At 66.0% G+C, this 19,627-nt stretch carries 18 protein-coding genes; 8 read left to right on the forward strand and 10 right to left on the reverse strand.

What is annotated here, in order from left to right; all coding sequences use genetic code 11:
• Window positions 1-37 precede the first annotated feature (37 nt).
• Both B2J86_RS02235 and B2J86_RS02240 read right to left on the reverse strand, forming a co-directional pair.
• Entirely contained in the window at window positions 38-3,697 is a 3,660-nt protein-coding gene (locus B2J86_RS02235; protein ID WP_173024629.1) for a hydantoinase B/oxoprolinase family protein, read from the reverse strand.
• Window positions 3,698-3,771: 74 nt separating this feature from the next.
• Complete coding sequence (locus B2J86_RS02240) at window positions 3,772-4,302, reverse strand: winged helix DNA-binding protein (protein ID WP_169168350.1); 531 nt, start codon at window positions 4,300-4,302, stop codon at window positions 3,772-3,774.
• Window positions 4,303-4,494: 192 nt separating this feature from the next.
• On the opposite strand from B2J86_RS02240, the gene B2J86_RS02245 reads away from it, so the two are divergent.
• From B2J86_RS02245 to B2J86_RS02270, 6 genes are all read left to right on the forward strand, one after another.
• The gene (locus B2J86_RS02245) at window positions 4,495-5,478 is read left to right on the forward strand and encodes a TRAP transporter substrate-binding protein (protein WP_169168351.1); all 984 of its coding nucleotides are present in this window, start codon (window positions 4,495-4,497) and stop codon (window positions 5,476-5,478) included.
• 12 nt (window positions 5,479-5,490) lie between these two features.
• Window positions 5,491-6,000 carry a TRAP transporter small permease gene (locus B2J86_RS02250; protein WP_169168352.1) on the forward strand — a complete coding sequence of 170 codons (510 nt, stop codon included), beginning with the start codon at window positions 5,491-5,493 and terminating at the stop codon, window positions 5,998-6,000.
• A 12-nt stretch (window positions 6,001-6,012) separates the two neighbouring features.
• The gene (locus B2J86_RS02255; RefSeq protein ID WP_169168353.1) at window positions 6,013-7,317 is read left to right on the forward strand and encodes a TRAP transporter large permease; all 1,305 of its coding nucleotides are present in this window, start codon (window positions 6,013-6,015) and stop codon (window positions 7,315-7,317) included.
• Window positions 7,318-7,330: 13 nt separating this feature from the next.
• Window positions 7,331-7,714 (forward strand): fluoride efflux transporter CrcB, encoded by a 384-nt coding sequence (crcB, locus tag B2J86_RS02260; RefSeq protein WP_169168354.1) that lies wholly within the window; start codon window positions 7,331-7,333, stop codon window positions 7,712-7,714.
• Between the two features lie 192 nt (window positions 7,715-7,906).
• Window positions 7,907-9,073 carry a flagellin gene (locus B2J86_RS02265; RefSeq protein WP_205763732.1) on the forward strand — a complete coding sequence of 389 codons (1,167 nt, stop codon included), beginning with the start codon at window positions 7,907-7,909 and terminating at the stop codon, window positions 9,071-9,073.
• Window positions 9,074-9,173: 100 nt separating this feature from the next.
• Window positions 9,174-10,205: a flagellar hook-length control protein FliK gene (locus B2J86_RS02270; protein WP_169168355.1), complete on the forward strand. Its 1,032-nt coding sequence runs from the start codon at window positions 9,174-9,176 to the stop codon at window positions 10,203-10,205.
• Here the strand turns inward: B2J86_RS02270 and flhA are convergent.
• Genes flhA through B2J86_RS02305 form a run of 7 tightly spaced genes read right to left on the reverse strand, consistent with a single transcriptional unit; the run spans window position 10,186 to window position 16,565 of the window.
• The gene (gene flhA / locus B2J86_RS02275; protein ID WP_169168356.1) at window positions 10,186-12,285 is read right to left on the reverse strand and encodes a flagellar biosynthesis protein FlhA; all 2,100 of its coding nucleotides are present in this window, start codon (window positions 12,283-12,285) and stop codon (window positions 10,186-10,188) included. The genes B2J86_RS02270 and flhA overlap by 20 nt on opposite strands.
• An 11-nt stretch (window positions 12,286-12,296) precedes the next feature.
• Window positions 12,297-13,421: a flagellar type III secretion system protein FlhB gene (flhB, locus tag B2J86_RS02280; RefSeq protein WP_169168357.1), complete on the reverse strand. Its 1,125-nt coding sequence runs from the start codon at window positions 13,419-13,421 to the stop codon at window positions 12,297-12,299.
• A 1-nt stretch (window position 13,422) separates the two neighbouring features.
• Window positions 13,423-14,199 (reverse strand): flagellar biosynthetic protein FliR, encoded by a 777-nt coding sequence (fliR, locus tag B2J86_RS02285; protein WP_169633190.1) that lies wholly within the window; start codon window positions 14,197-14,199, stop codon window positions 13,423-13,425.
• Between the two features lie 14 nt (window positions 14,200-14,213).
• Window positions 14,214-14,486: a flagellar biosynthesis protein FliQ gene (gene fliQ / locus B2J86_RS02290; RefSeq protein WP_169168359.1), complete on the reverse strand. Its 273-nt coding sequence runs from the start codon at window positions 14,484-14,486 to the stop codon at window positions 14,214-14,216.
• Between the two features lie 51 nt (window positions 14,487-14,537).
• Window positions 14,538-15,305, reverse strand: coding sequence for a flagellar type III secretion system pore protein FliP (gene fliP / locus B2J86_RS02295; protein WP_240964760.1), 768 nt, complete (start codon window positions 15,303-15,305; stop codon window positions 14,538-14,540).
• Window positions 15,306-15,316: 11 nt separating this feature from the next.
• Window positions 15,317-15,685: a FliM/FliN family flagellar motor switch protein gene (locus B2J86_RS02300; RefSeq protein ID WP_206041355.1), complete on the reverse strand. Its 369-nt coding sequence runs from the start codon at window positions 15,683-15,685 to the stop codon at window positions 15,317-15,319.
• A 10-nt stretch (window positions 15,686-15,695) separates the two neighbouring features.
• Complete coding sequence (locus B2J86_RS02305; RefSeq protein ID WP_173024630.1) at window positions 15,696-16,565, reverse strand: FliM/FliN family flagellar motor switch protein; 870 nt, start codon at window positions 16,563-16,565, stop codon at window positions 15,696-15,698.
• A gap of 267 nt (window positions 16,566-16,832) precedes the next feature.
• Here B2J86_RS02305 and B2J86_RS02310 point away from each other — a divergent pair, with 267 nt between their 5' ends.
• On the forward strand, window positions 16,833-17,720 hold the full coding sequence (locus B2J86_RS02310; RefSeq protein WP_169168362.1) for a helix-turn-helix domain-containing protein: 888 nt from the start codon (window positions 16,833-16,835) through the stop codon (window positions 17,718-17,720).
• Window positions 17,721-17,731: 11 nt separating this feature from the next.
• On the opposite strand, the gene B2J86_RS02315 is transcribed toward B2J86_RS02310, so the two are convergent.
• On the reverse strand, window positions 17,732-18,916 hold the full coding sequence (locus B2J86_RS02315; RefSeq protein ID WP_169633187.1) for a hybrid sensor histidine kinase/response regulator: 1,185 nt from the start codon (window positions 18,914-18,916) through the stop codon (window positions 17,732-17,734).
• A gap of 350 nt (window positions 18,917-19,266) precedes the next feature.
• Between B2J86_RS02315 and B2J86_RS02320 the strand changes: the two genes are divergently transcribed.
• Window positions 19,267-19,608, forward strand: coding sequence for a flagellar hook-basal body complex protein FliE (locus tag B2J86_RS02320; RefSeq protein ID WP_169633186.1), 342 nt, complete (start codon window positions 19,267-19,269; stop codon window positions 19,606-19,608).
• The last annotated feature ends 19 nt before the right edge of the window (window positions 19,609-19,627 follow it).

The raw sequence follows: 19,627 nt of genomic DNA on the forward strand, positions 1-19,627 counted from the left end.
TTTTAGCCTGAAACCCTTCAGACACCAGCGCGGGCGGCTATTCTTTGGATAGCGCGCCAAAGCCGCCGCCGCCCGGCGTGTGGATCTCGAACACGTCGCCCGCCTCCATCTGCGCCTGGCCGATGTGCGCCAGTGGCTCGGTGCGCCCGTCCGCGCGCACCACGCGGTTGATGCCCGGTGCGCCGTCCTGGCCGCCGGCCATGCCGAAGGCCGGGTGGATGCGGCCGTTGGAGAGGATGCTGGCCGTCATGGGTTCGAGAAACTGCACGCGGCGCACGCCGCCGTCGCCGCCGCGCCAAAGGCCCGCGCCGCCCGATCCCGGGCGGATCGCATAGCCCAGCAGCCGCACCGGAAAGCGGAACTCGAGCACCTCGGGGTCTGTCAGGCGCGAGTTGGTCATGTGGGTCTGCACCACGCTCGTGCCGCCAAACCCACCGACCAGCTGGCCCGCGCTGTCGAACACGCCGCCCGCGCCGCTGCCGCCCGAGATGGTCTCGTAGTACTGGTAGCTCGCGTTGCCGAAGGTGAAGTTGTTCATGGTCGGCTGGCTGCCGGCCATCACGCCCAGGGCGCCGAGCAGCGCGTTGGTGATGCAGGTCGAGGTCTCGACGTTGCCCGCCACCACCGAGGCCGGCGGGTTCGGGTTGAGCATCGAGCCCGGCGGGATGGTGACCTTAAGGGGCTTGAGGCAACCCGCGTTGAGCGGAATGTCGTCGTCGACCAGGCTGCGAAAGACATAGAGCACCGCCGCCATGCACACGGCGGTGGGCGCATTGAAGTTGTTGCTCTGTTGCGCGCTGGTGCCGGTGAAGTCGATCTCGGCCGTGCGCGCGGCGGCGTCGACGCGCACCGCCACGCAGATCTGCGCGCCGTTGTCGAGCGCCAGCGTGAACTGGCCGTCTTTCACGCGCGCGGCCAGGTGCGTGATGGCGCGGCGCACCGATTCTTCGGCGTTGTCCTGGACATGGCCCATGTAGGCTTGCACGACACCCAAGCCAAACTGCTGCACCATCTTGCGCAGCTCCTGCACGCCCTTTTCGTTGGCGGCGATCTGCGCCTTGAGGTCGGCCAGGTTCTGCTGCGGGTTGCGCGAGGGGTATTCGCCGCTTGCCAGCAGCGCCAAGATCTCGGCTTCGCACAGCCGGCCCGCGTCGACCAGTTTCACGTTGTTGATCTGCACGCCCTCTTCCTCGATGCGCGTGGAAAACGGCGGCATCGAGCCCGGCGTGGTGCCGCCGATGTCGGCATGGTGGCCACGACTGCCGACGTAGAACGTGGGCTGCTGCGCGTCGCTGCCGATGTAGACTGGCGTGATCACCGTGATGTCGGGCAGGTGCGTGCCGCCGTGGTAGGGGTCGTTGAGCACATACACGTCGCCTGGCTGCATCGTGCCGGCGTTCTCGCGGATCACGGTCTTGATGCTCTCGCCCATCGAGCCCAGGTGCACCGGCATGTGCGGCGCGTTGGCGATCAGCTGGCCGTCGGCGTCGAACAGCGCGCAGCTGAAGTCCAGGCGCTCCTTGATATTGACCGAGTAGGCGGTGTTCTGCAGCTGCAGGCCCATCTGCTCGGCAATGTTCATGAACAGGTTGTTGAACACCTCGAGCAGCACCGGGTCGACCGTGGTGCCGGCCGCGTACTGCAGCGCGCGCGGCTCGCGGCGCTCCAGCAGCAGGTGGTCGAACTCGGTGAGCGTGGCCACCCAGCCCGGCTCGACCGCGGTGGTGGCGTTCTTCTCGGCAATGATGGCCGGGCCCGCGACCACGTCGCCCGGGCGCATGTCGGCCCGCACGATCAGCGCGGCGTCGTGCCAGGCGGCCAGGCCGTCGGCGCCGCCGGTGTACATGCGTACGGTGTCACGGCGCGGCACCTCGCGCGCCGGGTGCAGCGCGTGCACCGGTTCTTGCGGGGCGTCGCCGGCCACCACGGCCTCGACCGACACCGCCTCGGCCACGAGCGCCTTGCCCTGCATGAGGAACGAAAAACGCTGGCGGTACGCGGCTTCGAACCCCGCCACGATGGTCTCGAGGTCGCCGAAGGGCACGACCAGCGCGGCGTCCGAGCCTTCGTAGCGCACATGCACGCGGCGGTGCACCACGGCGGCGGCGCCGCCCACCTGCTGGTCCTCGAAGTCGGCCAGCGCAGCGTCCTGCAGCGCCTGCAGGCGCGCCGCGATGGCAGGCAAGGCCTCGGGCGTGAGCCGGCATTCCACGGCCTGCTCGCGGATCACATTCTGGTCGGCGAGCCCCATGCCATAGGCCGAGAGCACCCCGGCCAGCGGGTGTACCAGCACACGCGCCATGCCCAGCGCATCGGCCACCAGGCAGGCGTGCTGGCCACCGGCGCCGCCAAAGCACTGCAGCGTGTAGCGCGTGACGTCGTAGCCGCGCGCCACCGAAATTTTCTTGATGGCATTGGCCATCTGCTGCACCGCAATCTGGATGAAGCCATGCGCCACGTCTTCGGCGCTGCGGCCGGTCTGCTGCGCCAGGGCGCCAAACTTCTCGCGCACGACCTCGGCGTCCAGCGGTTCGTCGGCGCCATGGCCGAACACGCGCGGAAACTGCGCCGGCTGCAGCTTGCCCACCATCACGTTGGCATCGGTCACGGCCAGCGGCCCGCCGCGCCGGTAACTGGCCGGGCCCGGGTTGGCGCCCGCGCTCTCGGGCCCGACGCGAAAGCGCGCACCGTCAAAGCCCAGGATCGAGCCGCCACCGGCCGCCACGGTGTGGATGCTCATCATCGGCGCGCGCATGCGCACGCCCGCCACCTGGGTCTCGAACTCGCGCTCGAACTCGCCCGCAAAATGGCTCACGTCGGTCGACGTGCCACCCATGTCGAAGCCGATCACACGCCGGTGCCCGGCAATCTCGGCCGTGCGCGCCATGCCGACGATGCCGCCCGCGGGGCCGGACAGGATCGCGTCCTTGCCCTGGAACACATGGGCGTCGGTCAGGCCGCCCGAGGACTGCATGAAAAACAGCTTCACCCCCGGCATGTCGGCGGCCACCTGCTCGACGTAGCGGCGCAGGATGGGCGAGAGGTAGGCATCGACCACCGTCGTGTCGCCGCGGCCCACGAACTTCATCATCGGACTGGTGCCGTGCGAGGTGCTGATCTGGGTGAAGCCCACCTCGCGCGCCAGGCGCTCCGCGGCTTTTTCGTGCTCGGTGTAGCGGTAGCCGTGCATGAACACGATCGCCACACTGCGCAGGCCGGCGTCGTAGGCGGCCCAGAGGCGCTCGCGCAGATGCTCTTCTTCGAGCACCTGCACCACTTCGCCGTGCGCGCCCATGCGCTCCTGCGCCTCGATCACGCGCTCGTAGAGCAGCTCGGGCAGCACGATCTGGCGGTCGAACAGGCGCGGCCGGTTCTGGTAGGCGATGCGCAGCGCGTCGCGGAACCCCGCCGTGGTCACCAGCAGCGTCGGCTCGCCCTTGCGCTCGAGCAGCGCATTGGTCGCCACGGTCGTGCCCATCTTCACGCACTCCACCAGGTCGGTCGTCACGGGTGCGTCGGGCGCCAGGCCCAGCAGATGGCGAATGCCGGCGACGGCCGCGTCCCGGTACTGCTCGGGGTTGTCGGACAGCAGCTTGTGCGTGACCAAGGTGCCATCGGGCCGGCGCCCGACCAGGTCGGTGAAGGTGCCGCCGCGGTCGATCCAGAACTGCCAGCGAGGGAGGTGTGCGTGTGTCATGGGCATGCTTGCTATTAGAAACAGAGCTACAAGCGCTGGCCCATCAAGCGCCAAAGCCTGATTTCATGGAAATTTCAGAGCGACGCCGCGGCGCGCGCGGCCTGGTCGTACATGCCCGAGAGCACGCGCAGCAGGCGCCCGAGCTCGCCGATATCGCGGTTGAGCGCGTCGTCGGCGTTGAGCGCGTTGATCAGGCAGCTTTCGCGGATCTCGCGGTAGCGCTGCACATAGGCCTGCCCCTCTTCGGTGGCGGCGTAGGTCACTTCCTTGCCGTTCTTGCGCGACACCACCACGCCCAGTCCTTGCAGCTTCTTGAGCGCGTAATTGACGAGGTGCGTGTCTTCGACGTTCATGATGAAGCAGATGTCGGCCAGGCGCTTGTCGCGCGCGCGGTGCGTGACGTGGTGCAGCACCACGACATCGAGCGGCGTCAGGTCCTTGAGCCCGGCCGCCGCCATGCAGTGCACGACCCAGCGGTGAAAGGCGTTGCCGGCCACGATCAGGCCGAATTCGAACTCGCTCATTTCAGCACTCTGCGCCGACACCAGGTGCGCCGAAGAAACGATGGGGCCAGACTCAGACTTGGCGCGCGCAGCAGGCTTCATGGACGGGTCAACTCCAGAGAAATGGCACAGGAAAGGAATCTACAAGGCCTCTGATTGTAGGCATTTGGATAATATTTTGTCGCCAATTTGTCGACATTTAGGAGAAACACCTAGGGCGTTTCAAAATGCTTCCGCTACAGTGGCCTCTCTGTTTCTGCCGTCGAAATTCCCCCACTTTTGCGGAGTTGCCCTATGAAGCGTCGAGCCTTGCCTGTCACCGTTCTGGGCCTAGCCCTGGCCTGCGGCCTGTCCGCCCCCACCGCCTGGGCCCAGGCCAAATGGGACCTGGCGGCCGCCTACCCGGCCACCAACTTCCACACCGAGAACCTGGCCCAATTGGTCAGCGACGTGGACAAGGCCACCGCCGGCAAGTTCAAGATCACGCTGCACGCCAACGCCGCGCTGTTCAAGGCGCCCGAAATCAAGCGCGCCGTGCAGGGCGGCCAGGCGCAGATGGGCGAGATCCTGCTGGTCAACTTCCAGAACGAATGGCAGATCTACGGCGCCGACGGCCAGCCGTTCCTCGCGTCGAGTTACGGCGACGCCAAACGGCTGTACCAGGCGCAAAAGCCTTTCCTGGAAAAGAAACTCGCCGAGCAAGGCATGGTCCTGCTGTACGCGGTGGCTTGGCCGCCGCAGGGCATCTACACCAAGAAACCGGTCAACACCGCCGCCGATTTGAAGGGCATCAAGTGGCGCGCCTACAGCCCGGCCACGGCGCGCATCGCCGAACTGGTCGGCGCGCAGCCCGTCACCGTGCAGGCGGCCGAGTTCTCGCAGGCCCTGGCCACGGGCGTGGTCGAGGCGACCATGACGTCCGGTGCCACGGGCGTGGACAGCAAGCTCTACGAGCACCTCAAGTACTACTACGACACCCAGGCCTGGCTGCCCAAGAATGCGGTCATCGTGAACAAAAAGGCCTTCGACGCGCTCGACAAACCGCTGCAGGAAGCCCTGCTGAAGGCCGGCGCGGACGCCGAGGCGCGCGGCTGGGCCGCCAGCGAGCGCGTGAACACCGACACCCTGGCCAAGCTCAAGGCCGAGGGCATGCAGGTGCTGCCGCCCTCGCCCCAGCTCAAGGCCGACATGGCCAAGGTGGGCGACGCCATGCTCAAGGAATGGCTGGACAAGGCCGGCCCCGACGGCAAGGCGCTGGTGGACGGCTACCGCAAGTAAAGTCAGGGCCCCATGCGCCGTTTGTTGAATTTTCTCTACGACAGCGCCGCCGCCCTGGCGGCGCTTTTCATGGTGGCGCTGCTGGGCGCCGTGCTGCTGTCCATCGCGAGCCGCCAGCTGAGCTTTCTGGTGCCGGGCATCGACGCCTATGCCGGCTACCTGATGGCGGCCTGCGGTTTCCTGGCCATGGCGCACACGCTCAAGCGCGGCGAACACATCCGCGTGACGCTGCTGCTGGGCGCCCTGCACGGCCGCTGGAAGAAGGGCTTCGAGGTCTGGGCCCTGGCCCTGGCCTCGCTGCTGGCCGTGCTGTACGCGTTCTACAGCTGCAAGCTGGCCTGGCAGTCGCACCTTTTCAACGACATGTCCACCGGCAGCGACGCCACGCCGCTGTGGCTGCCGCAACTGGCCATGGCGACCGGCACCGTGGTGCTGGCGATCGCCTTCATCGATGAACTGGTGCTGGAGCTGCTCGGGCAGCGCCAGCAGCCGCAGTCCGGCGAAGCCCTGCGCAATGAATAAGGCCTGACCACCATGAGCGACCTCGCCATCACCGGCCTGCTGATGCTTTCGCTGTTCCTGATCCTGGGCAGCGGCGTCTGGATCGGGCTTACGCTCTCGGGCGTGGCCTGGATCGGCATGCAGCTGTTTTCTGCCCGCCCTGCGGGCGACGCCATGGCCGTGACCATCTGGGGCTCGGCATCGAGCTGGACGCTCACCGCCCTGCCGCTGTTCATCTGGATGGGCGAAATCCTGTTCCGTACGCGGCTCTCTCAAGACATGTTCAAGGGCCTGGCGCCCTGGGTGCAAAACCTGCCCGGGCGGCTGCTGCATACCAACGTGGTCGGCTGCACCATCTTCGCGGCCGTGTCGGGGTCGAGTGCCGCCACCTGCGCCACCATCGGCAAGATGACCCTGCCCGAGCTCACGCGCCGCGGCTACCCCGAGAACATGGTCATCGGCACGCTGGCCGGTGCCAGCACGCTGGGGCTGCTCATCCCGCCGTCCATCATCATGATCGTCTATGGCGTCACGGCCGAGGTATCAATCTCCAAGCTGTTCATTGCCGGCGTGTTGCCCGGCGTGCTGCTGGCGGCGCTGTTCTCGGGCTACATCATGCTGTGGGCGCTGCGCCACCCCGAGCAGGTGCCGGCCGCCGACGAGCAGCTGACGTTCGCGCAGAAGCTCAGCGCCTCCAGAAGCCTCATCCCGGTCGTGCTGCTGATCGCCGCCGTGCTCGGCTCCATCTACACCGGCTTTGCCACCGCCACCGAGGCCGCGGCCGTGGGCGTGCTGGGCTCGCTGCTGCTGTCGGGCCTGCAGGGCTCGCTCAACTGGGAGAGCTTTCGCGGTGCGCTCATGGGCGCCACGCGCCTGTACTGCATGATCGCGCTGATCCTGGCGGGCGCCGCGTTTCTGACGCTGTCGATGGGCTACATTGGCCTGCCGCGCCACCTCGCCGAGTGGATCGCCACGCTGGGCTTGAACCAGGCGCAGCTGATCGCCGCGCTCGCCGTATTCTTCATCATCCTCGGCTGCTTTCTCGACGGCATCTCGATGGTAGTGCTGACCATGGGCGTGCTCATGCCGACGGTGCAGGCCGCCGGCATCGACCCGATCTGGTTCGGCATCTTCATCGTGCTGGTGGTCGAGATGGCGCAGATCACGCCGCCCGTGGGCTTCAACCTGTTCGTGCTCCAGGGCATGACGGGGCGCGAGCTGACCTGGATTGCCCGGGTCACCTTCCCCATGTTCGTGCTCATGTGCGCGGCCGTGGCGCTGATCTATCTGTTCCCGGCCATCGTCACCTGGCTGCCGCAGCAGATGTCGGCGCGCTAAGGCCCTGCCCACCATGCTCCACGTCGTGGCCATTTGCCTCGGTGCCAGCGCCGGCGCACTGGCCCGCTGGCGCCTGGGCCTGTGGCTCAGCGCCGGCCACGGGCTGCCCTGGGGCACGCTGGTCGCTAACTTGGTCGGCGGCTACCTGATCGGCGTGTGCGTGGCCGTGTTCCAGGCCCTGCCGCAGCTTGACCCCGCCTGGCGCTTGGCCCTCATCACCGGATTCTTGGGCGCGCTCACCACCTTCTCCAGCTTCTCGGCCGAGGTCGTGGCCATGCTGCAGCAGCAGCGCTACCTGCTCGCCGCAGGCACCATCGGAATGCACCTGTTCGGCTCGCTGCTGCTGACGACGCTGGGCATGCACAACGCTACTTACTTCATAGCATCTCGCGCTTGATGGGCGGGCGTTTTAGGCGCATTTAGCTTGAAATTTACCAGAAGCCCAACGGGTTCTACCCAGCGCGCCGCCACACGCCGCAAAACAATTTGCGCACCAGCATTTAAGTTTCGCCACCGGTCGACCGCCTTGTGTGGGTACGGGCGCAGAAAACGCTGCCTGTAAACCACCCAACACCAGGAGTTCACTGACATGCTTAGCTTGCACACCAATTCGGCATCCCTCTCGGCCCAGGCCGTATCCGGCTCGACCAATAAGGCCCTGTCCAACTCGATGACGCGCCTCTCCACGGGCTTTCGCATCAACTCGGCCATGGACGACGCCGCCGGCCTGCAGATCGCCACCCGCCTGAAGGCACAAACCAGCGGCATGGCCGTGGCCATGCGTAACACGCAAAACAGCATCTCGCTGATGCAGACCGCCGAAGGCTCGCTCAGCGAAGTCACCAACATGCTGGTTCGCATGAAGGACTTGGCAACCCAGGCGGCGGACGCTTCGGCCACCGACACCGACAAGACCGCCATGCAAGCCGAGTTCGACTCGCTGTCGACGGAATTGAGCAACATCATTGGCAACACCACCTTCGGCGGCGCCAAGCTGATGAACAAGGCTGCTTCCTCGGCTGAAATAGCTGCTGCAGCAACCAAAGCCGCCGCCGACGCTGCCCGCGTCGGTGATGCCACCGCCGGCACCCAATTCGATTACGACACGGCAAAAACTGACTACGATGCCGCTTTGCTGGCCTTGGACACCACGGACGCCACCACCGTGACCGCTTTGGCGGCTGCAAACGTTACCCTGCAAGCGGCGGACAAAGCCAATGTCTTGGCCCAAGCAGACGCCGCCAGTTCCGCTGCTTATTCGACAGCAGCACAAAACTCCGCCACCGCTGCAACTCCCGATGGAAAATTCGCCACATCGATCAACTTCCAGATTGGCGCATCGACCTCCGAAACCATGGGCCTGGATCTGTCTGCCCAACTGACCGCGATGCACACCGCGCTGCACGATGCGTCCATGGGATACAACTCGTTTGGCGCCGCAAGCGGCGTTGCAGGCACGGAACTGACCGCCGCCGGTTCGGCATCGGCCAGCATAGACAAGCTGCAAGCCGCGATCGACTCGGTGGGCTCGCTGCGCTCCACCTTGGGTGCCGCTTCGAACCGCCTGGAGCACACCTCCGTCAACCTGTCGAACATGAGCAACAACGTGCAGGCCGCTTCGGGCCGCATCATGGATGTGGACTACGCCGCCGAATCCGCCACCATGACGACCAAGCAGATGCTGATGCAAGCCAGCACCAGCATGCTCAAGCAGTCCAACAGCATGTCGCAGCTGGCCCTGTCGCTGCTGCAGTAAGACGCCCCTGCGGCGGCTTCAGGCTGGCGCTAGCGCCAGCCTGCCCCCAAGCCAACCGCGTCTGCGGTTGGCTTTTCTTTTGGCTTGACTGGAGCACGCCATGGCACTGGAGCGGGCTACCCCTTCACCCCCCATCGGCGCCGTGGCGCGCCCACTGGTGCCGCGCGCGGGTGGCGGGGCCGTGGCCTTGCCTACCGCGCCAGCGGCCCTGCTGCCGGCGCTGCCGCCCGAGGGGATCGCGCCCCTGCTGCGGCTGCGCGTGTTCTCAGCCTTCGACGGCGGCCTGCTGGCGCGCAGCGCCGATGGCTTGCCGTTCCAGATTCCCACCTCGGCCCTGGCGGGCCAGGCCTGGGCGCCGGGGCAACTGCTGCTGGTGCGGGTGGTGAGCACCTCGCCCCAGCTGGAGCTGGCCGTGCTCGGCCCCGCCGACGAGGGCCTGCCCGCACGCGCCGGCCTGCTGGCCGGGCAAACCCCTGCGGCCCTGCTGCCGGACCAGGCCGGCATGCACCGCCTGCTGGCCCCGCCGCTCGACGTGGCGGCGCTGGCCGCGCAGTGGCGCGCCATGGTGCTGCAGCGGTTGCAGCGCGCGGTGCCGGCAGCCGCATCAAGCACACCGGCGTCGGCCGGCACCGCGCTGGTGCCGCTGGGCGCAGCTCTGGCCCCGAGCGCCGAAGCGTCCACGCTGCAACCCACGCTGGTGTTTCAAACCCTGCTCTGGCCGGGCGTGGGGCTGACGTTCTGGCCGGCGCAGCCGCGCCCGCGCGGCGCGCGGCACGGCCGGCCCACGGGCGCCATGGCCCAGAACATGGGCCTGTTGCTGCTGCTGCCCGGCCTGGGCGAGGTGCGCATCGATGTGTCGATGTACGGCAGCGCCGTGGCCTTGAACCTGGCGGCGCAGAGCGCAGAGAGCGTGCCGCTGCTGCGCAGCCGCACCGCGCTGATCGCCGCGTCGCTGGCCCGCGCCGGGCTGCGGCTCATGCAGTGCCAGGTGGCGCCCGCGCCCCCGGGGCAGCCCATGATGGCGCTGCCCGCCACGGCGCAGCAGCTGTGCAGCGTACACACCGCTCTGCCGCCGGGCCTGTTTCGCGCGGCGGCCGAAGTGCTGAACGCGCTCAGCCCACCGTTCCAATGATGCTGATTTCGCGGTTCTCGGGAATCTCGTTGTACGACAGCACGTTGAGGCCCGGCGCAAACAGGCGCGCGTAGCGCGCCAGTAGCGGCCTGACCTGCGGCATCACGAGCAGCAGCGGCGGCGTGGTCTGCTGCTTCATCTGGTCGCGCGCCAGCGGCATGTGCGCTTGCAGTTGCGACAGCAGATTCGGGTCGATGGCATAGTTGTCGAGCGCCACCTTGGCACCACCCTGGCGGGCCTGGTTGAGCGCGCCCAGTAGCATGTTCTCGAGGTCGCCGGTGAGGTTGAACACTTTCAGCTCGGGTCGCTGGCCGCACAGGCTGTCGACGATCTGGCGGCGCAGGGTACAGCGCACCTCGGCAGCCAGCAGCACCGGGTCTTTGGTGGTTTCGGCCGTCTCCAGCAGGGTCGTGGCAATCGGCACGATGTCTTTGAGCGAGACGTTTTCGGCTAGCAGCGCGCGAAAGACCTTGAGCAGCTGCGAATGGCTCATGGCCTTGCCCAGCGCTTCGGCCAGCTTGGGCGCGAGCGCGGCCAGGCGCTCCATCAGTTCGCCCGCGTCCTCGTGTCCGAACAGTTCGGGCAGGTATTCGCGGATCACTTTGCTCAGGTGCGTGGCGACCACGCTGGGCACATCGACCACCTGGTAACCCAGGCCGAGCGCGTGGGCCTTGTCGTCGGTGCTGATCCAGACCACGGGCATACCGTAGGCCGGGTCGGCGCCGGGCTCGCCGTCCACCTCGCCGTACAGGTGGGGCGACGAGATGGCCATGAGCTTGTCGGCCGGCACCTCGGCGCGCGCCACCACGGTGCCGCGCAGCATGATGGCGTATTGGCTGGGCTTGAGCGCGAGGTCGTCGCGCACGGCGATGGCGGGCAGCAGCAGGCCCAGGCCTTCGCTCTGCGTCTGGCGCACACCCTTGACGCGCTTGAGCAGCGGCGCGCCCTGCGCCTTGTCGATCAGGCTCACCAGGCGGTAGCCCAGCGCCACCGACAGGGGCTCGACAAAGGGCAGGCTGCGCCAGTCGATGTCGGCCGGCGGCTCGGCCGTGGCCAGGGCAGCGCCGAGCGCAGCCACATCGCTGCCTGGCGCGGGGCGCTGCGGACGCTGGCCCACGCGCCAGGCCACGAAGGCCAGAACGGCCGCAAACCCCAGAAAACTGAGCCAAGGCATGCCGGGGATCAGACCCAGCACCGTCATCAGCGCCGCCGCGCTGTACAGCGCCTGGGGCGATGCCAGCAGCTGGCCGCTGACCTGGGTTTCGAAGTCGCCCGAGTCGCTCACGCGCGTGACGATGATGGCCGCCGCCGCCGACAGCAGCAGCGCCGGAATCTGCGCCACCAGGCCGTCGCCGATGGTGAGCAGCGCGTACTGGCGGAAAGCGTCGCCGAACGACAGGTCGTGCATGAAGGCGCCGATGGCGACGCCGCCAATCATGTTGATCAGCAAAATCAAGATGCCCGCGATGGCGTCGCCACGCACGAACTTCGAGGCTCCGTCCATGGCGCCGTAGAAGTCGGCTTCCATGCCGACTTCGCGGCGGCGCGTCTGGGCTTTTTCCTGGTTGATGAGGCCGGCGTTGAGGTCGGCGTCGATCGCCATCTGCTTGCCCGGCAGGGCGTCGAGCGTGAAGCGCGCCGACACTTCCGAGATGCGCTCGGCGCCCTTGGTCACCACCACGAAGTTGATGATCATCAGGATGACGAACACCACCAGACCGACCACGAAGTTGCCTCCGATCACCACGTTGCCGAAGGCCTCGATCACCTGGCCCGCCGCGTGCGTGCCCTCGTGGCCCTTGAGCAGCACCACCCGCGTCGAGGCGACATTGAGCGCCAGCCGCATCAGCGTGGTGGCGAGGATGATGGTCGGGAAGGTCGAGAATTCGAGCGGGCGGCTGACCGAGACGCTGATCAGGATGACGATGATCGCCAGCACGATGTTGAACGTGAACAGCACGTCGAGCACCGCCGGCGGCAGCGGCAGGATGATCATGGCCAGCAGGGCCAGCACCATCAGCGGCGTGGCATAGCTGTAGCGGCGCAGGGCGTCGAAGAGTCCGGGCTGCAGGAGTTTCATGTCGGAACGGCTTAAGTCAGGTGGGAGGGAACGGCCAGGTCGGCAGGCAACCGTGGCTCGCTGGGCCGCTGGCCGGTCTGGAAGGCCTTGAGCTGCAGCACATAGTTGAGAACCAGCGCCACGGCGTTGTACAGCGGGATTGGGATCTGCTGCTGCACCTGGCTGGTGTTGTAGATGGCGCGGGCCAGCGGCGGCATGGAGACCACCTCGACCTGGTGCTCGCGCGCAATCTCGCGGATGTACAGGGCCATTTCGTCCACCCCCTTGGCCACCACGTAGGGCGCCTGGGCGCGCTGCTCGTCGTACTTGAGCGCGACGGCGTAGTGCTCGGGGTTGACGATCACCACGTCGGCCGTGGGCACCGCGCTGCGCACGCTGCGCCGCGAGAGCTGGCGCTGCAGCTGGCGGATGCGGTTCTTGACTTCGGGGCGGCCCTCGTTGCCCTTGTGTTCTTCCTTGAGGTCTTGCTTGCTCATGCGCTGGCCACGCAAAAAGAAGAACACTTGCACCGGCAGGTCGATCAGGCCGAACAGCACGAACACCATGGCCATGGACAGCACGCCCGACAGCACCATGCCGGCGCCCGTATCGATGGCCTGCCCAAGCGACAGTCCCTGCAGCCGCAGGTAGTCTTGCGCGCTGCGGCTGCACAGGTACCAGAGCACGCTGCCCAGCAGCAGGGCCTTGAAGATGGAAGTGAGCACGCTCACCAGGTGCTTGCCCTTGAACATGCGCCCCAGGTTGCTCATGGGGCTGAGCCGGTTGAGCTTGGGCATCAGGTTTTCTGACGACAGCACCCAGCCCCCCGGCACCATCGAGGACAGTACCAGCAGCACCGGCATCACCAACAGTGGCAGCACCATCTTGACCAACAGCAGCGCCGCCGCCAGGAACAGCACCGACCAGGCGTTGTCCAGGGTGCCGTCGCCCTCCAGATCGGCCAGGCCGTAGGCGAAGAGCTGGCGGAAATCCTGCAGATAACCCGGCATCAGCCAGACGAGAAGGTACAGGCTGCCGACGATGCCGACGGCCGTGACCAGGTCTTTCGAGCGGGCGACCTGGCCCTGCTCGCGCGCCTTCTTCAGCTTCTGCTGCGAGGCCTTTTCGCTCTTGTCGCCGGTGGAAGAGCCCGACATCTCAGGGCCTCTGCTGCATGGTCAGGCGCAGCATGTCGAGCACCTGGGTGGTGATGCGCAGATAGTGTTCCGGCAGGAACCGGACCAGCTGGCTCAGCATGAACACGCCGAACACCGTGATCACCGAGAAGCCGAGGGCAAACAGGTTGAGGGTGGGCGCCACGCGCGCCAGCAGCCCGAAGCCGATCTGCACCACCAGGGTGGCCAGCATCACCGGCAGGGCCAGCAGCAGGGCGGCCGAAAACACCCACGCCACATTGAAGGCCACGCTGCGCAGCGCCGGCATGCTGATGCCCGAGCCCACGGGCCATTGCTGAAAGCTCGCCCCCAGCACCTGGGTCACCAGCAGGTGGCCGTCGATCGAGAAGAACACCAGCATGCCCAGGATGGACAGCAGGCTGGAGACCACATCGGAAGAGACGCCGCTCAAAGGGTCGTTCATGACCGCCATCGACAGGCCCATCTGCGACGACACCATGTAACCCAGCACCATGATCACCGACATCATGAAGTGCAGCGCCAGCCCGAGCAGCCCGCCGATAGCCGCCTGCTCGATGGTGGCGACCACGGCGTGCAAGGACAGCGGATCGATGGCCGCCACCGGCCGGGCCACCGGCAGCAGCACCACGGCCAGCACCAGCGACAGCAGCACGCGCACCGTGACGGGCACCGCACCGTCGCCCAGGATGGGCGCGGCGCTGAGCATGGCCATGACGCGGCAAAACGGCCACCAGAGTGCCAACAGCTGGGCCAACAGGCCGGGAATGGCTGCGTCCATGGTGTGCCGGTGGGCTAGCCCACCAGGGTGGCGGCGCGCTCGAAGATGCGGACGCAAAAATCCATCAGATGCCCCGCCATCCAGCGCCCGGCCAGGATCACCGCCAGCAGCGTCACCAGCAGGCGCGGCAGAAAGCTCATCGTCTGCTCGTTGATCTGCGTCGCCGCCTGGAAGATGCCCACCACCAGGCCCACCACCAGGCCCGGCAGGATCAGCACCACCACCAGCAGCATGACCAGGCGCAGGCTTTCGCTGACCAGGTCAACGGCGATGTCGGGCGTCAGCATGGCCGCTGCGCAGCCCAGCGGGCTTGAAGGCGCGAAGAAAGGCCTGCCATCTCAATAGGCCCGGATACTGGTGATGAGGGTGTTCACGGTCAGCGTCCAGCCATCGACCAGTACGAACAGCAGCAACTTGAGCGGCAAGGAAATCACCAGCGGCGACAGCATCATCATGCCCATGGCCATGAGCACGGACGCTACAACCAGATCCACCACCATGAAGGGGATGAACAGCATGCAGCCGACTTGGAAGGCGGTCTTGAGTTCGCTGAGCACGAAGGCGGCCAGTTTCACGGTGAAGGCATGCTGGCCCGGTTCGCTCACCGGCGCCTCACCGGCCAACGTGGATATTTGCTGCAAGGCACTCTTGCTGGTCTGCGACAGCATAAAACGCGACAGAGGGATCTCGGCCTTCTGCAGCGCCACTTCCAGGCCGATTTTGTCCTGGTCGTAAGGTACAAAAGCCTTGTGCCAGATCTCCTCGCCGACCGGGCGCATGACCAACAGCGTGAGAATCAGCGCCACCCCGGTCACGATGCGGTTGGGCAGGCCCTGCTGCAGGCCCAGCGCCTGGCGCAGCAAAGACAGGATGATCACGAAGCGCACGAAGCTGGTCATCATGAGCATCAGCACGGGCAGCAGCCCCAGCAGCGTCATGATGACCAGGATCTGGGTCTTCACCGTGAATTCGGCCGGCGCGCCGTTGGCGTTGGTGCCCAGAAGCGAAATGGTGCCAGCGGCGAGTGCCGACTCGCTCACCCCGAACATCAGAACGAGCGCGACCAGCCCCAGGGCGGCATGGCCACCCATTCGTCGTAACGTCATGGTGCGACGGCTCAGTTCGCCGCGTCGAGCGACAGCAGGTCCAGGTCGGCCAGCTCGACCACCTTCAGGCCATAGTTTTCGCCCGACACCACCACCTCGGCGCGCCCGATGGCCGTGCCGTTGACCTTGATCACCAGCGGCGCACCGGCCACCGCGTCGAGCTCCACCACGCTGTCGTGCTCCAGAGCCATCAGTTGGTCGAGTGCAATGTCCGCCGAGCCCACTTCGAGGGTCAGTGTGACCGGAATCTTGCGCAGCATCTGCGTGAGGTCGCGGCGCGGCCGGGGCGCGGCCACGGGGGCCGGGGCGGGCGCGGTGTCTTCCACGGCCAGATCGTCGTCCAGCAAGGCTGTGTCGAATTCGGTGATTTCTTGGCTCATATCCATGGCTTTAGAGGGTGTCGTTGAATGCGGTGAGCCACAGCCCGCCTTTGTGCTCTGCCACCGTCGCGGTGAACAGGCGCGAGTCCTTCACCAGCACGTCGGCAGCCTGGAAGCTCACAGGGATGATGTCGCCCGGGCGCAGGTCGAGCACCTCGCCCAGCGCCATGCGCCGGTGCAGCAATCGCGCCACCAACCGGACCCGCAGGCACTGCGCGAACGGCTGCGTCTGCTCCTTGCGCAGATCGCTCCGGGGCACGGAGCGCGCGGCGGCGAGTTGGCCAAGCAGTAGGTCCATCCAGGTGGAGTCGAGTGAGAACTGCAGCTCCGAGCACAGTCCGACCTGCGGCTCATCGATGCGCACCTGGAGCGTCCAGGCGCCCACCGCATCGGTGGTTTCAGCGCGCCAGGCGATATCGTCGCTAGCGCTGTGGGCGGACGCCGATACCAAGGCGCTCAGTCCCTCACGGATGCGGACCGCCAGCACCAGCGCCAGCTGCAGGCCCAGCTTCTGCGCCAACCGTTCCTCGGTGGCGGTCATGGGGGCCGAGGCGGGGTCGGTGCCCTCCCCGTCCCGCAGCCCGTAGCGGCAATGCAGCACGCGCAGCACCAGGCTGCGCTCGAGCGCGACACCGATCCGCCCCGTGGCCGAGCCATACACATTCCAGCGCGGGGCAATCGCGGCAGGGGCGTGCACCATCAGCACCCTGCCCACGGTGAATTGCGTGCCATAGCGCCGGTTCAAGCCCAAGCGCAGGAGGTCTGACAGGTCGGCGCCGAATTTGTCGGCAAAAGCCGCCAGCAGGTGCACCGGGCGCCCCAGCGTTCGGGGATCCAGCACCGGGTGCGCTGCGGACAGCACCTTGGAAGGCTGAGACATATCGATCAAAGCCCGTGGCGCCCGGACACATTGCGGTTCTCGCAACGCTTCGCACAGCGATCGGGCGTGTGAGCTATATTGATTTGCATCGAGACAAGAAAACAAGGAATCGGGAAAGAAGACGGCAGCCAGGCACCGTGCATCGTATTTGAGTGCATTTGATGCAACATTTTACGCTCAGACACAAAAACGTCTAGTTTTTTGAACGCTTTTTTTAACTAAACGTTACTTTTGTCGCTAAGCATCCATTCCACTTGTGACTACGCCATGCCTGAGAAAAACTACGCCGAGCCGCCAGACCCAGCGACAGGGAGCGAGCTCACCGAGACGCAGCCCACCAGTCTCATATCCCGGCGACTGCACGATTTCTTTGCCGAACAGGGACTGCCACGGCACAAGCATTCCTCGCAGCTGGCCACAATCCTCGGACTGTCGCGCTCGGGCGCCTTCCGCAAATTCCAAGACGGCGCGTTTTCCGCGACCGACCTGCAAAGCCTGGCGCGGCATTTTCAGGTGGACGTCAGCCTTTTGCTCAGCAGCCATCCGGTCGACGCAGACCAAAGCAATGGCGAGGCAAAGCCAGCCAGCATCGTCATTGGCGGGCGCACCATGGCTTGCAAAGCCTTGATCGGCACGGAACTCGGACGCCACGAGCACTGTGAACTGGTGGCCACGCTCCAAGGCGCTGAATGGCTGGTGCAGCCCTACGCGGAAGCAAGCGGGGGCCAGCGGCACCGTGTCCACCAATTGACCGTCATCCCCACGCAACGCCAGTTACCGCGCATTGCAGTGCTGGAAGATGCGGCAGACCTGGCCGCCAACCTGAAAGACGCGCTCGAGGGCGCGGGATTCCGGGTCGAAGTGTTTTCTTCGGCCTCCGAACTGTCGTACGAATCGGCTGTTGCGCCGTTCGATGCCTACGTGGTCGACTGGTGGCTCAACGGCAAGACTTCCGCCGCGGTGCTGCAGACGATACGCAAGGCCCAGCCCTCGGCGCCGCTGATCCTGACCACCGGCGCCATCGCCAACGGCAACGCCGCCGAGGACGACATCGCCCGCATCGCCATGGCCCTCCGCGTCCAGGTCATTGAAAAGCCCTTCCGCTTGGCCCTGCTGATCTCGCAGGTCAAACAGCTGCTGGGCGAAACCAGCTAATCACGCGCAGTTCAGCCGAAAGTCTGCAAGGCGGAGCGCAGCCGCGCCACGGTGATCGGTTTCTCGAACTTGGCCGCGAACAGGGCGTCACCTGCGGCCTCGGACTCATGGTAGGCCGACAGCGCCACGATGGGCGTAGCCTGGTTCAACGCACCGGGCGCGCGCGCGCGCTCCGCCACACGGTAGCCGCTGCCATCCTGAAGGCGCAGGTCGAGCAGGATGCCGTCATACCTGGCCGCCACCAGCATGAGATCGGCCTGCGCTACGCTGTCGGCCACATCCACCAGCGCGCCCAGAGCCTGCAGCATGGTCTGCAGGCTGAAGCGCACATCGTCGTTGTCATCGACCACAAGAATCCGCCGCCGCCCCGGGGAAGGAGCCACCTCCATTGCCCCCTGCAGCACTTCGACCTCCACTGGCACCTGCACGATGAACACCGAACCTTCGCCGGGGCGGCTGAGCACGCGCGCCGTGCCATGCAGCAACTCGGCCATCAGCCGCACGACCGCCAACCCCAGGCCGCTGCCTGAGCGTCCCTGGCTGGCGCGCACGAAAGGCGCCCAGACATCGATGCTGGCGTCGAAGCCCGGCCCCTGGTCCATCACGGCGACGGTGATCTGCGGCGGCGCCGCCTGAACCTGCAGGGAGCACACGACCTCCCCTGGACTGGCGTATTTGGTGGCGTTTGAGATCAGATTGGCGATGATCTGCCGCATGCGCGCCGGGTCGGTGATCACGCGCGGACACGGTTGGGGCTCGATCTGCACCGTCAGCCGCACACCGCGCTCGCGGGCGGCATCCTCGTATTCGGCCGCGATGATCTGCATCATCAGGTCCGGCTGGAACAACATTGTCGAGACTTTGAGGCGACCACCACTCAGCCGCGCGAATTCGACCGTGTCGTTCATTTGCGCCTCCAATTGCTGCGCGCTACGGCGCAGGCGCCGGAACGTCTGGTCGTCCGCAGGCAGCCTCCCACCCAGTTCGATCAACTCCACCGAACTGATGATGGTCTGCAAGGGAGTGAGCATCTCATGGGCCATCATGCCCAGAAATTCGTTGCGCTCCGCCAGGGTCTGCTGGGTCTGGAGCAAGGCCTGGCGCGCCCGACGCAATTGCAGCACGGCCAGCAGCATGATCCACCCCGCCGCCAGAACGAGCACCAGACCTGCGGCGGGATGAATTCCATAGTCCATTTATCGCTTTCTTAAATGGGTGGATCACCCTGGAGATACCGTGAGGCGCTGTGTCTGGCGACGGGCGCGTGCACATAGCAACATGTGATGCCAGAAACTCCACAGTCCGCCTCCATGCACCCGGCAACGCAGGACTTGATTCTAGAGAAGCGGCAGACACCACTTTTACGCAACCAATTTTACAAAACAGAGCACTAGATGACACAAAACAACGAAGCACATATCTTTGATGCAAAAAACTCAGCACTTGCAAAACAAACATTACAATAATAAACAATTTGCAACCATATGCAGACAACAAACAGGCCCAGCGTGCTGTCGTTGCTCTGTGCGCCTCAAGGAAATGCCCCATGAGTTCCGTCACCGGACAACTGATCAACGCCGATCTGCTGCAGATCCAGGGTTACCTGTCGGACATCTCCAAGCCCTTGATCGCGCCAGCGCAAGGCGAGAGTGCTCACGGGCATGCCGGCGCCGGTTTTGCCGACCGCATGTTGGAAGCGGTGCGAGGCGTCAACCAGCAAGACCATCTGGCGGCCGAAAAGATGGCGGCCGTGGACAGCGGCGCCAGTGACGACCTGGTCGGGGCCATGCTGTCCAGCCAGGAGGCCAGCCTGTCTTTCTCCATGTTGATGCAGGTGCGAAACAAAGTGATGGGGGCGATGGAAGACCTCATCAAGTTGCCGATCTAAGCCCGAGCGAAAGTCACAC

The organism is Acidovorax sp. SRB_14, assembly GCF_012932145.1.
Classification (GTDB): domain Bacteria; phylum Pseudomonadota; class Gammaproteobacteria; order Burkholderiales; family Burkholderiaceae_C; genus Simplicispira.